The sequence below is a fragment of the Vibrio litoralis DSM 17657 genome (assembly GCF_000426765.1).
GTDB lineage: Bacteria > Pseudomonadota > Gammaproteobacteria > Enterobacterales > Vibrionaceae > Vibrio > Vibrio litoralis.
This window is the reverse complement of the sequence record NZ_AUFZ01000023.1, coordinates 1-15,671: the sequence shown is the minus strand read 5'-3', so window position 1 is coordinate 15,671 and position 15,671 is coordinate 1. Positions and strand designations below refer to the sequence as shown.

The 15,671-nt window shown below is 42.1% G+C and carries 15 protein-coding genes; 8 read left to right on the top strand and 7 right to left on the bottom strand.

What is annotated here, in order from left to right; all coding sequences use genetic code 11:
- Window positions 1-26 precede the first annotated feature (26 nt).
- The 3 genes from K358_RS0109640 to choV all read left to right on the top strand — a co-directional run bounded on the left by K358_RS0109640 (window position 27) and on the right by choV (window position 3,105).
- Window positions 27-971, top strand: a complete 945-nt coding sequence (locus K358_RS0109640; RefSeq protein WP_027696623.1) for a choline ABC transporter substrate-binding protein — start codon at window positions 27-29, stop codon at window positions 969-971.
- 74 nt (window positions 972-1,045) lie between these two features.
- The gene (gene choW, locus K358_RS0109635) at window positions 1,046-1,891 is read left to right on the top strand and encodes a choline ABC transporter permease subunit (protein ID WP_027696622.1); all 846 of its coding nucleotides are present in this window, start codon (window positions 1,046-1,048) and stop codon (window positions 1,889-1,891) included.
- A gap of 2 nt (window positions 1,892-1,893) precedes the next feature.
- Window positions 1,894-3,105: a choline ABC transporter ATP-binding protein gene (choV, locus tag K358_RS0109630; RefSeq protein WP_038150053.1), complete on the top strand. Its 1,212-nt coding sequence runs from the start codon at window positions 1,894-1,896 to the stop codon at window positions 3,103-3,105.
- Window positions 3,106-3,177: 72 nt separating this feature from the next.
- Here the strand turns inward: choV and K358_RS0109625 are convergent, their stop codons facing one another.
- Complete coding sequence (locus tag K358_RS0109625; RefSeq protein WP_027696620.1) at window positions 3,178-3,621, bottom strand: YtoQ family protein; 444 nt, start codon at window positions 3,619-3,621, stop codon at window positions 3,178-3,180.
- A gap of 25 nt (window positions 3,622-3,646) precedes the next feature.
- On the bottom strand, window positions 3,647-3,943 hold the full coding sequence (locus K358_RS0109620) for a putative quinol monooxygenase (protein WP_027696619.1): 297 nt from the start codon (window positions 3,941-3,943) through the stop codon (window positions 3,647-3,649).
- Between the two features lie 73 nt (window positions 3,944-4,016).
- Here K358_RS0109620 and K358_RS0109615 point away from each other — a divergent pair, with 73 nt between their 5' ends.
- Complete coding sequence (locus tag K358_RS0109615) at window positions 4,017-4,421, top strand: VOC family protein (protein WP_027696618.1); 405 nt, start codon at window positions 4,017-4,019, stop codon at window positions 4,419-4,421.
- A gap of 61 nt (window positions 4,422-4,482) precedes the next feature.
- Here K358_RS0109615 and K358_RS0109610 read toward each other — a convergent pair whose 3' ends face one another.
- Complete coding sequence (locus K358_RS0109610; RefSeq protein WP_027696617.1) at window positions 4,483-6,099, bottom strand: peptide ABC transporter substrate-binding protein; 1,617 nt, start codon at window positions 6,097-6,099, stop codon at window positions 4,483-4,485.
- A 167-nt stretch (window positions 6,100-6,266) separates the two neighbouring features.
- On the opposite strand from K358_RS0109610, the gene mpaA reads away from it, so the two are divergent.
- Entirely contained in the window at window positions 6,267-7,004 is a 738-nt protein-coding gene (gene mpaA, locus K358_RS0109605; RefSeq protein WP_027696616.1) for a murein tripeptide amidase MpaA, read from the top strand.
- Here mpaA and dgcA read toward each other — a convergent pair.
- From dgcA to K358_RS0109590, 3 genes are all read right to left on the bottom strand, one after another.
- The gene (gene dgcA, locus K358_RS0109600; RefSeq protein WP_027696615.1) at window positions 6,967-7,941 is read right to left on the bottom strand and encodes an N-acetyl-D-Glu racemase DgcA; all 975 of its coding nucleotides are present in this window, start codon (window positions 7,939-7,941) and stop codon (window positions 6,967-6,969) included. The genes mpaA and dgcA overlap by 38 nt on opposite strands.
- A gap of 1 nt (window position 7,942) precedes the next feature.
- A complete protein-coding gene (locus tag K358_RS0109595; RefSeq protein ID WP_027696614.1) occupies window positions 7,943-8,584 on the bottom strand; it encodes a YdcF family protein in 642 nt (213 codons plus the stop codon).
- 119 nt (window positions 8,585-8,703) lie between these two features.
- Window positions 8,704-8,928, bottom strand: coding sequence for a hypothetical protein (locus K358_RS0109590; protein ID WP_027696613.1), 225 nt, complete (start codon window positions 8,926-8,928; stop codon window positions 8,704-8,706).
- A 306-nt stretch (window positions 8,929-9,234) separates the two neighbouring features.
- Here K358_RS0109590 and gltS point away from each other — a divergent pair, with 306 nt between their 5' ends.
- The 3 genes from gltS to K358_RS0109575 all read left to right on the top strand — a co-directional run bounded on the left by gltS (window position 9,235) and on the right by K358_RS0109575 (window position 12,970).
- Window positions 9,235-10,458, top strand: coding sequence for a sodium/glutamate symporter (gene gltS / locus K358_RS0109585; RefSeq protein WP_027696612.1), 1,224 nt, complete (start codon window positions 9,235-9,237; stop codon window positions 10,456-10,458).
- 196 nt (window positions 10,459-10,654) lie between these two features.
- Entirely contained in the window at window positions 10,655-12,013 is a 1,359-nt protein-coding gene (locus K358_RS0109580) for an MDR family MFS transporter (RefSeq protein ID WP_038150073.1), read from the top strand.
- Between the two features lie 54 nt (window positions 12,014-12,067).
- The gene (locus K358_RS0109575) at window positions 12,068-12,970 is read left to right on the top strand and encodes a 1,4-dihydroxy-2-naphthoyl-CoA synthase (protein WP_027696610.1); all 903 of its coding nucleotides are present in this window, start codon (window positions 12,068-12,070) and stop codon (window positions 12,968-12,970) included.
- 194 nt (window positions 12,971-13,164) lie between these two features.
- Here K358_RS0109575 and K358_RS18800 read toward each other — a convergent pair whose 3' ends face one another.
- Window positions 13,165-14,925, bottom strand: a complete 1,761-nt coding sequence (locus K358_RS18800) for an ATP-dependent nuclease (protein WP_051241266.1) — start codon at window positions 14,923-14,925, stop codon at window positions 13,165-13,167.
- Between the last annotated feature and the right edge of the window lie 746 nt (window positions 14,926-15,671).

Sequence of the window (15,671 nt, the reverse complement as noted above, 5' to 3'; positions counted from 1 at the left end):
CAAGTCACTGATTACAAGGAATGATTATGTCACTTAAAAAAACAGCGCTATTCACGTTAGGCCTTACTAGCCTAGCCACTTTTAACGCCTACGCGAATCAATGTGAAACCGTTCGTTTCTCGGATGTTGGCTGGACCGATATTACCGCCACGACTGCGGTGACCAGCCAACTATTAAAAGGCATGGGTTACCAAACCGAAACTGAATTACTTTCGGTTCCCGTGACCTACTCTTCTATGGCCAATGGCGATATTGATGTCTTTCTCGGTAACTGGATGCCAACCATGGAAAATGACATCAAAAAATACCGCGAATCAGGCAAAGTAGAAACGGTTCGTGCCAATCTAGAAGGCGCTAAATACACATTGGCAGTGCCTAAGTATGTGTATGACGCAGGAGTGAAAACCTTCGCGGATATCGCTAAAAATGCCGACAAATTTAATGACCGAATTTACGGTATCGAACCAGGTAACGATGGTAACCGCCTACTGCAAAGTATGATTGATCAAGATGCCTTTGGCCTAAAAGACTTCCGCCTAGTCGAATCTAGTGAAGCTGGCATGGTTTCTCAAGTCACTCGTGCGGTACGCCGTAATCAATGGATTGTTTACCTAGGTTGGGCTCCACACCCGATGAACAGCAAAGTTGAAATGAAGTACCTTGCCGGTGGCGATGACTTCTTTGGCCCTAACTATGGTGGGGCAAGTGTACACACCAACGTACGCCAAGATTATTTAACCCAGTGTCCGAATGTCGGCAACCTTTTAACCGATCTTAAATTCAGCCTGGAAATGGAAAACCAGATCATGAATTCAATCTTAAACCAAAACAAAAAGCCTGCTATCGCGGCTCGTGAATGGTTAAACCAACACCCTGAACAAATCCAAACTTGGCTCAAAAATGTCAAAACCCTTGATGGTCAAGCTGCAGCACCAGCAGTAATTGCTTATCTCAAGCAACCCGTTAAGTAATTAGCAAACGCAACACTCTTTTTTATATTTTCAATTGGACTGGCGGGTGTAAGCTCGCCAGATAAGGCAGTACTGTGAATTTTATTACCGATCATAAAATCCCACTCGGACATTGGATGGAAATTGTTGTCGATTGGCTCACGATCAATGCAGCAACACTTTTCGATGCAATTTCTATCTTTCTTGAAACCATCATAATGAGCCTAGTCAGTGTGTTTCAATGGCTACCACCAGCCGTTCCTATCATCGTTACCGCCGCACTGGCTTGGTATTTACACCGTAAATTATCTTTAGTGGTGTTCATCATTGCCTCATTACTACTGATTTTAAATATGGGCTATTGGCAAGAAATGCTGGAAACCTTTGTTCTCGTCTTCGCGGCGACAACGATTTCCGTATTAATTGGCGTCCCACTAGGCATCATGGCGGCACATCGCCCTTGGCTGTATACCTTAATGCGCCCTATTTTAGATTTAATGCAAACCGTACCAACCTTTGTTTACTTAATCCCAACCTTAGTATTGTTTGGATTGGGGATCGTACCGGGACTGATTTCGACCATAATTTTTGCTATCGCCGCCCCGATCCGTTTGACCTATCTCGGTATTATTAAAGTACCGGACGAGCTGGTTGAAGCCGGTAAAGCATTTGGAGCCAGCCGAATGAAGCTATTGTTTAAAGTCGAGTTACCTGCGGCACTACCAAGCATTATGGCGGGTGTCACTCAATGCATTATGTTATCGCTTTCTATGGTTGTCGTCGCGGCACTCGTTGGTGCGGATGGCTTAGGTAAACCGGTGATCCGAGCATTAAACACCGTCAATATTTCTCAAGGATTCGAAGCAGGACTCGCGATTGTTCTGGTCGCCATCATTCTTGATCGTTTATGCAAAACACCAAACCAAGCTAAAGAGGGATAATTATGGACGCAATTACAATTAACAACCTTGATGTGGTATTTGGTGACAACCCAGACAAAGCGATCGAACTGCTCGACAAAGGTGAATCTCGCCAAAATATTATTGACCAAACTGGTCAAGTCGTTGGGGTTGATGGCGTCAATATCAGTGTCAAAGAAGGGGAAATTTGTGTACTGATGGGTTTATCTGGCTCAGGTAAATCAAGCTTACTACGTGCGGTCAATGGCCTGAATACCATTTCTCGTGGTTCATTAGAAATCAAAGATGGTGATAACCTAGTTGATCTTGCAAGCTGCGATAGCGCAACTCTACGCCATTTACGAACTCATCGAGTATCCATGGTTTTCCAAAAATTTGCCTTAATGCCTTGGCTGACGGTACTTGATAACGTTGCCTTTGGCTTAGAAATGAAGGGAATGAGCAAATCCGATCGCCGTAAAAAAGCACTCGAACAATTGGAAATGGTGAGCCTAGCAGAATGGGCAGATAAACACCCACACGAGTTGTCTGGTGGTATGCAGCAACGTGTCGGTCTTGCACGTGCTTTCGCAATGGATACCGATATCCTACTGATGGATGAACCGTTTTCAGCGCTCGATCCATTAATCCGCGCTCAACTGCAAGATGAGTTACTCGAACTGCAGAAAAAATTGAACAAGACTATTTTGTTTGTCAGCCATGATTTAGATGAAGCGCTTAAAATCGGTAACAATATTGCGATTATGGAGTCAGGTCGTTTGATCCAACACGGCACGCCAGAAGAAATTGTACTCGCGCCTAAAACCCAATACGTTAAAGATTTTGTGGCGCACACAAACCCACTCAACGTACTAAAAGGTCGATCTTTAATGCAACCGACTCACGATCTTAGATCAGATGATAATCGCATTCAGCTATGCGCGAATACCGGGATCTGGATAGAAAAACCGACCTCTGCATCGAGTTTAGATAATCTAGTCATCAACAGTACTGAGTCTTTGACCTTGGTAGAGTGGGAAAAAATTCAAGATTTAGCAGCAATTGAGCCCAACATGCTGGTCATGGCAAGCCCTGAAATTAGTATGCGTGATGCCATTGAACTCAAAAATCGCACCGCTCACCCCGTTTTAATGGTTGAGCATGGCAAGCTAGTTGGAGTATTGAACGACAGCGAGTTTTATAATGCTTTATTGGGCAATTATCAAAGCTTCGAGCAAAGCTCAAATGCAGCTTAACCCGTAGATAAGGCAAGCTTACTAAATAAAAAACTCTCGTATCGGCGAGAGTTTTTTTATTTAAACAACAATCTACTTCTGCAATAACAAATACGCCAAAATATCCACGACTTGTTGAGGGTTCGTCGCCCAGGCTTGTGCGCTGGCATCGACTTCTTTTAGTGGATGGATAATATCTTCGCTGTGCAAGGTAATATAAGGCTTATCCAACGCTGCACAATAACCCGCATCAAAGGCGGCATTCCATTGTTTGTACTTATCACCAAAACGAATAATCGCTAGATCGCATTGCTTAATTTGCTTTTGAATTCGAATCGCGTTCACTTTGGCCGATTTATGGTCGCGCCAAAAAGAATTGGGCTCCTCACCTAGCCCATCGCCAGCCGCATCACTACTGTCATGGTCGGTGACCGCAGAACTAAAGTTAATATCTAGACCTTTTGCTTCGCAACCTTTAATGATCTGCTCACGCCAATCGGTGTGAATTTCACCTGACAAGTAGACATTCCAACTCATATATTTACTCCTTTCTATTCTCAAACTATTTATTTCGCTGAGCTACATCACAACGAATGACCGAGACATTTTCAACAATATCCGCCAGATATTTTCGGCTTTCTAAATAATGCTCGGTCTTTTTATGCTCCGCTAACGCACTTTCATCTTGATAGATTTCATATAGATAAAAATGATGGTCATTGGTTTGATCCACCAGCACATCGAAAGCATGGCAGCCTGATTCGCTTAAAACTGAGGCTTTTGCATTCTCTTGCATAATCGATAAATACTGCTCACGACATCCATTCTTCACTTCATTTTTCACAATGATACAAAACATATTTTCCTCCATGATTAGCAAAACCACCAAAATTGTATACAATAAATAATACAAAGTCATTTAAGGAGGATATATGCAGCGACCAAAACCATTTAATGGATTAAGACATTTGGCTTTACAGGTCTACGCTTTTGAGGAATGTGTCCATTTTTATCATGAGATTATGGGAATGGAGATACTCCGTAGAGCGAATGACAACCTAGTCTACCTAAGCTGTGGCAACGATAACTTATCACTGTCTCGCTCCCATTCAGAGCAAGAAAGCGGTCACCATAACCTTGATCACTTTGGCTTTGTGGTAGACAGCAAACAAGAGCTGCAACAATGGTATGAATTTTTACAATCCCAAGGGGTTCCGTTGATCGATACCCCTCACGATCACTCCGATGGTGCTCGTAGTTTCCACTGTACCGATCCGGCGGGTAACGTGGTTCAACCTATTTATCACCCTGCGATTTCAGGGCAAAAGCTATCTTAAGGCCAAAAATAAACCCGATACATGATCGGGTTTATTAAAGCTTGTTGAACTTAGAGAGTACTTACTGAGCGAAGTACAAATCCTTCGAGTAGATACGCCCTTCCGCATTATGCATTGGGTAGCCACCGAGTTTTGGATCGACTAAACGTGATTGCATAAAGTAGTAAATCGGTGCAATCGGCATATCTTGCGCCAGCATTTGCTCCGCCTGATCGTAGTATTGATTTCGCTCTTTCACATCAACAGCAGATTGAGCTTTAGACAAGGCTTCATCGTATTTAGGGTTCACATAAGATGGGAAGTTTTTATCATTATCAGAGCCTAATAAAGTTAAGAACGTCGAAGCTTCATTGTAATCCCCACACCAAGAAGCGCGCATGATATCGAAGTTACGTTCTTGACGTGCGGCTAGGTAAGATTTCCACTCTTGGTTATCGAGCGTCACTTCCATACCTAAATTCTTTTTCAACATAGAAGCAATCGCCACCGCAATCGCTTTATGGTTTTCACTGGTGTTGTAAAGTAAGTCGGCTTTTAGCGGATTATTGTGGTCATAGCCGGCTTCTTTTAACAATTTAGCCGCTTCTTGATCGCGTTGTTGTTGGGTCCACTGGCTGTATTCCGGCTGTGTCGCTTTGAAATTCGCAACATCTTGGTGGGCAAAAGTATAAGCGGGCACATTGCCTTTGGTCACGCCGTTAGCAATTACATCACGCATAATTGTGTATGAAATCGCTTTACGTACTCGAGGATCATCAAACGGCTTACGCTTGGTATTTAAAGCGTAGTAATAAGTACACAACAGCGGTGTGATTTTATAAGCATCTGGGTGTTCTTGTTTTAACTTGTCTACCATTGCGACTGGAACATCAGACGTGATATCCACTTCACCCGTCATATAACGGTTCATCGCCGCAGTTTGGCTTTCAAATGGAATGTAAGTCACTTTGTTAATAACGGTATCTTTGTTATCCCAGTAATTAGGATTACGTTCCATTTCCAAGCGTTCATTGATCACCCAATTGGTCAGCTTATAAGCACCATTGGAAACCATATTTTCAGGCTTAGTCCAATTATCACCATACTTTTCAACCGACTTTTGATTAATCGGCATCATCACGGTATGCGCTGTCATAGCCACAAAATACGGGACAGGCTTATCTAATTGAAATTGTAATGTATGTTCGTCTAGCGCTTTAACGCCAAGCTTTTCAACAGGTTGTTTACCATCAATGATCGCTTCTGCATTGTTAATGCCAGTCAGTTTTAAGTACCAAGCGTTGGGTGATGCAAATTTTGGATCGACCGCAGTATGTAGGCTATAAACAAAGTCTTGCGCAGTAACTGGTTCGCCATTCGACCATTTGGCATCTTGGCGTAAATGGAAAGTGTAAGTTTGGTTATCTTTGGTTTCCCAGCTTTCTGCCACACCAGGAACTACACTACCATCTTGATTTTGAATCACTAACCCTTCAAACAAGTCACGCAGAATATGCATCTCAGGAATGCCTTCTGCTTTTAACGGATTTAACGTTGCCGATTCTGCATCGTTACCACGCACCAATTCTTGTTTTTTGGCTAGTGTGACATCATCAGGTACTTGAGCAGCAAAACTTGAAGTAGGTAAAAGAAGCGCGGAAAGGGTTAACGCTAAAACTGAAGGTTTAAAAGAGAGCATGAGACTTCCTTGTTAATGAAGAAGTAATGGTAGAAAAGATAATAATAACTATAACGTTAACTACCGTTTTAACCCATATTTTTATTACGATTTTATACTTTCTATGTGAGCCTAATTCGGTAATACTTCTAAATAATGGATTTATAAATCTAGATTAGGAAGATCGTATGGCTGTCACTCTTCGACCTCGTGAGCAACGCGCTCAATTTCAATTCAAACCCACTACCTATGGTCATTCAGTACTCGGTGCGCCACTGGTATATTTTCCTGCGCAAATTCAAGATGAAGATACCGGACTGATTATCGCCGGTACTCACGGTGACGAGACCGCTTCGATTGTTAGTCTTTCTTGCGCGCTTCGTTCAATAGAAGCTGGCCAACTTCGTCACCATGTTGTGCTTAGTATGAACCCAGATGGTAATCAATTGGGGACTCGCACCAATGCCAATGGAGTGGATTTAAACCGCAACTTTGCTAGTCAAAATTGGCAAACAGGTGGCACGGTATATCGTTGGAGTACTCAAGAGCCCGAGCGCGATGTTGCAGTAGGAACAGGTGAAACAGGCAATTCAGAACCAGAAACCGCAGCATTATGCCAGCTAATTGAAGCGCTCAACCCTGCATGGGTAACCTCATTTCATGAACCTTTAGCCTGCATTGACGATCCTAGCTTTTCACCTTTAGCGCATTGGTTATCTCAGAAAATGAATTTGCCGATGGTGAAAGATGTTGGCTACGACACACCAGGTTCATTTGGTTCTTGGTGTGCCGAACGTGATTTATTGTGCGTGACAGTAGAATTGCCGCCAGTTTCTGCAGACTATGCCTGTGAGCATTATTTGGATATGTTGATGGAGTTGCTGACCTCTACCCCCACAACTCAGGGCTCATCACCTTCATTGTAGAGATATCAAATTCAAAGCCTTGCGGATGATCTTGAGCTAATAATAATGGGCCATCGAGATCAACGATTTGTGCGCCTTGAGCCACTACAAAAGCTGGTGCCATACCCAATGAAGAACCGACCATGCAACCGACCATAACTTGCATGCCTTGTTCTATAGCCGCTTGTTTCAGTTGAAGCGCTTCGGTTAATCCACCGGTTTTATCGAGCTTGATATTGACCATATCATAGCGCCCCACCAGCTTAGTTAAACTTGAAACGCCATGACATGACTCATCGGCACACAAGGTGATTGGGCGCGCTAATCCATCAAGCCAGTGGTCTTTATCAGCAGGAAACGGTTGTTCTATCATCGACACGTTCAATGCTTTAAGCTGAGGGATCATCGCGTTATACAATTCAACATCCCAACCTTCATTGGCATCAACAATAATCTTCGCATTAGGTGAATGACGCCTTACTGCCGTTACACGCTCAATATCGCCTTCTCCGGCTAATTTTAATTTCAACACTGGACGATCTTGATTGGCTTTGGCATCCGCGGCCATTTTTTCAGGGTTGGCTAAAGATAAAGTAAACGCGGTGGTTAATTCATGAGGTTCAATCTCAAGCAACTGCCAAATGGTTTGTTGTTGCTGTTTACAGTGTAAATCCCACCAAGCACAATCTAGGGCATTACGTGCAGCGCCTGCGGGTAGTAACTGTTGAATATCTTGCGCTGAATCGACTTGGGATAACTGCTCAGAAATAGTTTCCAAATCAGCCATCACTTGTTCAATCGACTCGCCATAGCGCGCATAAGGAACACATTCCCCTCGCCCAACATATCCTTGTTGTTCTAAAGTGACGACCACTACATCAGCATGAGTTTTCGAACCGCGAGAAATGGTAAACGCACCATTGATTGGCCATGATTGAGTAGAGATCGTCATTTTCATATTACACACCGATATGCTCGTCATAACCAATATTGCATAAGGCAGAAAATGCTTGTTCAACCGATTCAGGAATATCTTGAGCGGCAAAGAAGCCTTGTTTGGGATAGGTTTTAAGACGCTGAATTTCACCTACCATCAGGTTTATCACTTCGGAAGAAGGATGCAACGCGCTGCAATAATCGAGGAATTCAAGTTGAGGAGAACTGACTTGCGCTTGAACCTGTGGCCATAGTTGCTGACAAGTCGCCAGTGCACGACGTTCCATATAAGGCTTTTGCACTAAAGTCACACTGCTGAGAGTAAGTCCTTTAGATTCTAATAATTGCAGTGTGAAACGAAAGTTTTCGCCGGTATTAGTCGATTGGTCTTCTAGCAAAATGGCGTGATGAGGAACGCCGCAATCCATGGCTATTTTGGCAAATGTTTCGGCTTCGGAATGCTCGAATAAGTCACAAGTCATTCGCCCTTCTCCACCAGAAATAATCAATAACGGGGCAATGCCTTGGTGGTACAGTTCGGCGGCTCGTTCACCAACGCGTAAGTCCGAACTGCCAAGAAGTAATAGAGCGTCGGTTTTTTGAAGAGATTGATCGAGTTTTAAATACTGCCAAATCGATAAAGCATGATCGTAATAACGTGTCATTGTTCACTTCCATATTCGATAGAACCAATGACTTACTGTACTTGAGTTTTTACTTGCGAGTAAGAGCTAGCGAAAGAAAAGTATTGGTATATAAAAAATCGTCTGGATAACTAAAGTCTTCAATGAGTAGAATCTAACGAATATACGGCATTTTGATTATTACAATAACGGCATAAACACACACGGTCCATTTTGTGGTAAGGTACGCCGCTGAAAAGCTGATTGATCAACTCATTGAATTTTTGGAATTTGTTTTTTAATGACACATCATCTTCCGCTCGCTTGCGTAATACCGCTTTATGTTGAGTATCGCGGCAACATGATTGGCAAAATAAAACAGGCATAAAATCTCCAGTAATCGGACTCTAGAACAAAATACGAAACAATTATTTAACATACTAAATCCTACTTATGTTCTGACGTCATAAAATTGAAAGCTCCATGTCAATAATTCAATCAAGATCAAACTTTACTTGTGTTAGAGCAAGTGATTGATGCAAAACTCCTGCTAATTCCAAAAGCAAGTGACAGACAATATGGTCATTCTTCCTAATTGATCTAAATGATGTATATCCGCATCATTGATTGTCTATGCTCAATAACGCGGTCTACATTTTCACTCCTTAAGATTTACTTTTTAGAGGCAGTATATGAATACAGTTTATCCTGTGGATTCTATCGAGTCTTTTTTGCTCGCGATCTTCGTGTTGCTACTCGGTCACTTCATCAATACCAAAGTACCTTTTTTATCCAAATATAAAGTACCAGAGCCAATTGTCGGTGGCTTGATCGTAGCCATTATTAGTACGATTCTACATTTTCAAAATATCACTTTAGAATTCGACTTACCGCTTGAACACACCTTGATGTTGCTGTTCTTTACTACGGTGGGTCTATCCGCAAGCTACACTCAGCTGCTAAAAGGCGGCAAGAAAGTCTTCATTTTCCTTGGGGTCGCATCGGTCTATATCATTATTCAAAATGCGGTAGGCGTTGGCTTAGCGGAAGCCTTGGGGATCAACCCACTACTTGGTTTAGTAGCCGGCTCTATTACGCTATCTGGCGGACACGGTACTGGTGCGGCTTGGGCAAGCACTTTCCAAAATACCTATGGCATTAATACACTTGAATTTGCGATGGCTGCCGCGACCTTTGGCTTAATTGTCGGTGGTATTATTGGCGGACCCGTTGCACAACGACGCATTCAAAAGCACAACCTAGTATCGGAATACGGCGCAGGCGATAAACACCACGATAACTTCCCAGATGTCGTAACTTACAACGACCGTGAAGAAGATAAAGTCTCAGCTTACCGGGTGATTGAAACCTTATTTACTATGCTGATCTGTGTGGTGGGTGCGGTCTATGTTGAGCAATGGGTAAATACCTTTGAAATCAGTTGGCTAAAGATCCCAGACTTTGTATATGCCCTATTCTTAGGTGTGATCATCACTAATGTTTTTGAAGTGTCAGGCACATACAAACTCAATACAGATACGGTTGATATTCTCGGAACCGTATCCTTATCTCTATTCTTAGCCATGGCCTTGATGAGTTTACAGCTGTGGGAAATCTTTTCACTCGCGATTCCACTACTGATCATTTTATGTGTGCAAACCATTATTTTGTCGGTATTTGCTTACAATATAACTTTCCGTGTGATGGGCTCAAACTATGATGCTGCAGTGATCACCGGTGGTCATTGTGGCTTTGGTCTTGGTGCCACACCAACAGCGGTAATGAACATGGGTTCAATCGTGACACATTATGGCCCTTCTCCTCAAGCCTTTATGGTCGTGCCAATTGTCGGCGCATTTTTCATTGATATTGTTAACTTAATCATTATTCAAGGTTACTTATCGTTTATTGGTTAATGGCTAAAGGTGTAATCAATCAGCCTGATCTGCGGATAACAGACTAAACTCTCAATACCGTGGCTCAGGTTTATTAAGCACCAGGCTAATATCAATTTTGAACAAGCATATCTTTAATAAAAAATAATTTTGATAAGCGTTGTGTTGAGGAAAAATTGTGACTGAACAAAAATCGGTTTCACCACAAAAAATATTCATGAGTGTTGCACTCGTTATCGCGCTAGGCTCGCTAGAAAAGAGTATCGTCACCACCCCACTGCCTATCATTGGTGAGCAACTCAATGCAGGTAATGCACTCACTTGGGTAGTCACTGCCTATCTATTAGCGGCGACCGCTGTGTTACCGGTTTATGGCAAACTCAGTGATATCTTGGGCCGAGTAAAAATGCTGTATATCGGCATTACGCTCTTTATTCTTGGCTCGGCAGCTTGTGGCTTCGCGCAAGATTTACCAACCTTAATCATTGCTCGTGTCATTCAAGGCATCGGTGGTGGTGGCTTAATTGCCCTCGCCTTTACCGTGATTGCCGACTGTATTCCGGCACGTGAAGTAGGTAAATACCAAGGCTTCATCTCGATGGTCTACGCGGTTTCCAGTATCGCAGGCCCATTACTTGGTGGCTATTTTGCCGAGCACTTATCTTGGCGTTGGGTATTCTGGATAAATATCCCGCTCGGTTTACTGGCGGTATTTTTGATTCGTCGCAACCTTTCACATTTAAATAAAAAGCGTGATTCGAAATTTGATTGGTTAGGCGCAATGATGCTGATGATCTGCTCCACCAGCTTACTGCTTTTACTCTCTCCCGAAGCCGAACTCCCTATTAGCTGGACCGGTGGTGCGTTTATTGCCTCAATCTTAATATTAATTTTGGTTGAACGACGCGTTTCCGATCCTATGCTGCCAGCTCGCTTAGCTAAGCTGCCCAACTATTTGGTTTGCATCTTACTGATTTTATGCTCACAGTTATTAATGTTTGCCATTTTGGTGTACCTACCAATGCAAATGCAGTGGCAACGTGGTTTATCCGCTTCGGCCAGTGGCGAAATCATGGTGATCTTCATGTTTAGCATCACTATTGGCGCTTATATTGGTGGCAAGCTAGTCAATAAATCGGGTGAAACCAAACGCTATGCATTGTTTGGCTTTTTACTGGCGGCAATTAGCTTTGCGATGATCCAACAACATTTTTATCCAGCGGTAGCGCTCGGTTTAGCAGGTCTAGGTATCGGCTTTACCCTGCCCGCGATTGGCGTAATGGTGCAAAACGTATTACCAGCAAAAGATCGCGGTATTGGCATGTCATTATTTAACTTTGGTCGTGAATTAGGCGGAGCTATCGGCGTTGCCGCATGTTCAACCGTATTCCAATTGAGCCTAAATCATGATGGCATCGCCAAACAAAATAGCCTTGCGGAATATAGCCCTCAAGCCTTAGCTTCTGGCTTTACTGCAATTTACTTATTAATGGCGATCATGGCTGTGGTTTCTATGCTAATCACACTGGTCGCGTTAAAGAAACAAACATTAGCCACTGAGATAACACAAGATTAATAGTGCGAGGCTTAATGTCTCGCATCGAACTAAACCAAATAAAGGTCTGTCAGCATGAATAAAGTTTCAGATATTTTTAACCCTGAAGATTGGCAAGAAGTTGAAGGTTTTTCATTTGAAGATATTACCTACCACCGTGCAGTAGATGCCGGAGTAGTCCGTATCGCCTTTAACCGCCCAGAATGTCGCAACGCATTTCGTCCAAAAACCGTCGATGAGCTTTTTTGCGCACTTGAACATGCACGCATGTGGAGCGATGTAGGTTGTGTATTGCTGACCGGTAACGGCCCTAGTCCTCGCGATGGCGGCTGGGCATTCTGTTCAGGTGGCGATCAACGTATTCGTGGCAAAGATGGCTACAAATACGAAGGCATGCCACAAGACCAAATCGACCCTGCAAAACTAGGCAGACTACACATTCTAGAAGTACAACGTTTGATCCGCTTTATGCCAAAAGCCGTGATCGCAGTCGTACCGGGTTGGGCTGCTGGTGGTGGTCACTCATTGCATGTCGTATGTGATATGACAATGGCCTCAGAAGAACACGCGGTATTTAAACAAACTGATCTCGATGTGGCGAGCTTTGACTCTGGCTACGGTTCAGCTTACCTAGCGAAAATGGTTGGCCAAAAGAAAGCCCGTGAAATCTTCTTCCTAGGTTTAGACTACAGCGCACAAGATGCTTTTGAAATGGGCATGGTTAACAAAGTGGTTCCACATGCTGATCTTGAAAAAGAAGCACTTGAGTGGGGTAAGATCATTTGCCAAAAATCACCAACCGCACTACGCATGATGAAATTTGGTTTAAACATGACTGACGATGGCATGGTAGGGCAACAACTCTTCGCCGGTGAAGCCACTCGCCTCGCCTACGGTACTGATGAAGCGCGCGAAGGCCGTGATTCATTCTTAGAAAAACGTCCAAAGGACTTCTCTAAGTTCCCGTATCACTATTAATTGTTAGTTGGTAAATCCGTATATGAAACAACGCCCTGAGCTTTGAAGTTCAGGGCGTTTTTGTGTTTGATGTTGGTGGGTAATGCGTGCATGTTGGCTGGTTTTGTGGGCAGAGAACACTTAGTAAAGTCATGCTAAGTCACTTATAGCAGATTAGTAAAAGTATCTTGAAGTCTTATACGCTTGTTATATTTTTATTCGTATATATTAATGACCTTATCTCTAATTTGGTCTGGAAGTGAATATGTTTCAGTTGATATATGCTCTAATGCAGCATAAGGCTTACCGCCAAAACCTCTAGGCATACCTAATTCTTCTTCAATATCATTTACAAATGTTACTGAGGAGCCATAAGTAACATTAATTGCATCTTCAATTGCTTGAGAAGCAGCATCGGACGTTGCTCTTGCATTAGCATCTTTATGAGCCTGATGGTCAACATCATAGACTGCAACATACGGGATTTTAAACTTATTCAATAGGTTACAGTACATTGGGATATTGTTCTTAGAACCACAATCGATAACCGAATAATCATGTTTAAAATAACCCAAAGTTTGAGCAACAAATGGAATTACCGTCTTTTCAGTTGCACCTTCAGCGAGAATAACTTTCTTTGCAAAAAACAACTCACTACGATCCGGGTTTATCCAGTAACTAAGATTAAAATCTTTTTTACCATTGCCAATGAATAATTCCTCTTCGCATTGGCATGCCTTAGTGCCTACTTCCACACTTTCTTTACGTATAATACAAATCGATTTGTATTTGCTTAGATCTATTAACGAAGCAGAATGTGTGCAAAGAACAACTTGCACTCCTGTTGAGTTAGACAATAAGGTTAGTGATTCTAACAGCGCTCTCTGCGCCTGTGGATGTAAATAGAGTTCTGGTTCTTCAAGGATAAAGAACATCGACAGCGAAGAAGAGCGGCTAGTTGTTTCACCATTCTCTTGTTCATTTCTCAAGATATCGGCTAACATCTTAATTAGTGCGAAACTTAAAGCTCTCTGTAAACCATTACCCTTTCTGGAAACGTCCGTCTTGCAACCATCATTAACCCAGACCTGCGTGTTTGCTTTGAAAACATCTTCTACGTTTGGTGGCAATACTTCTAGCTCTACTTCAGAACCCCAGCTAGCCAATTGTTCATTTAACTTGGTTTCAAATTCTCCTAACTGTGTTGGTCTCTGAGTATTTGGATTACCATCGGTATCCTGTTTATTTAGTAAACTAAACAATGAAGCAACGGTTTCCTTAGCCTCAACCCACCCAGTACTATTAGCTGAAATATCAGAAATGATCCTACCGTATAATTTGCTAAATAGACTACTGCTATTGTTTGAGTAATCATCTGATGCAACTTTTACTGCAGGTATATAGAAAACATCTCCAAATATGCCCTTTGCAACATTCTTAGCACCCATAAAGTTAGTAGATTCTAATTCATAGTTGAACTCTAAATCTGCCTGATTTGCTTCTATATACTGTGCTTGAGCGTCTTGTATATTAGCTTTAGTAATTCTTCCACTTGGAGGGAGTAAATTATAAAACTCTAGCCCTTCGGCAACGCTGCGCGTCGTATATGAAGAAGCATTTTCATCCTTTAACCACTCAAAGACTGGTGATTGTGTGTAACCTTGGTAAGTTAATGAACCACCTTTTGTTGCAGTTCTTCTAACTTTAATTTTTTGGTCTGCGGTCACATACTTCGTAAATGTAGATAATTCGCTTGCAACCAAGTCATCAAAAGTCACTTCCACATAAAGTTCATCTGAACCATCATTGAAGTCCAAATCTTGAGGCTTTATCTCACCAAAGAAGAATAAGATTGCATTTAAAACATTCGACTTGCCGTGATTATTTTGACCAATGAGAATCATCAAGTCTTGAAAATTAATGCTAACATCTTTGATAGAACGCCAATTTGATATTTGTATTTCACTTATTTTCATTATTACCTCAAAAGTTGAAAAAATATAACAATTTAATAGGTGGAAAAAATCTGTATAGTCTTTCCATCTATCTTCTCAGCCACTTTTTTTAACAGCAAGCTAAATAACTAAATTTATTAATAAAGTATGAATTCACCTCATATTTATCAAAAACCGAAACTATATCTCTAATACATAACTAATTTTCTAACTAAAAATCCAATGACTCTAATTTCAAACTATGCAGCATTGGTAATATTTAACATGATAAAAGATAACCGTTGTAGAAGTTGTAAGGTTTCTGGATAACTTAGCTTTTCGGCATCAACCCTCCCCCGCCCTCCCTTGGCTGTAAATCTTGATGCCAAGTATTTTTTGTTGGTAAAGGGAGGGAGTAATTTGTGATCGCTTGTTGTTTAATGGTATCTGCCTAAAGAAATACACTTCAAATATTCAGCGCGTGATAAGTAGATTCCTGCTCTCGCTTAGGCTCGGCTGGAATGACGATCTAATAATGAACGGTGAATTTTGAGTAGGCATTACAGCTACAATCGCCAAAGATCAGCTCTTCCCCTTGAAAGATGAAGCCACTTGGCAGTAGAAGTCGATATAAGGGGAAGTTGGATGGGGTTGATTACACTAAACAACTTTGAGGCAACAATAAATTATTCGCATCAACCCTCCCCCGCCCTCCCTTGGCTGTAAACCTTGATACCAAGTATTTTTCATTGGTAAAGGGAGGGAGTTATTTATGATCGCTTGTTGTG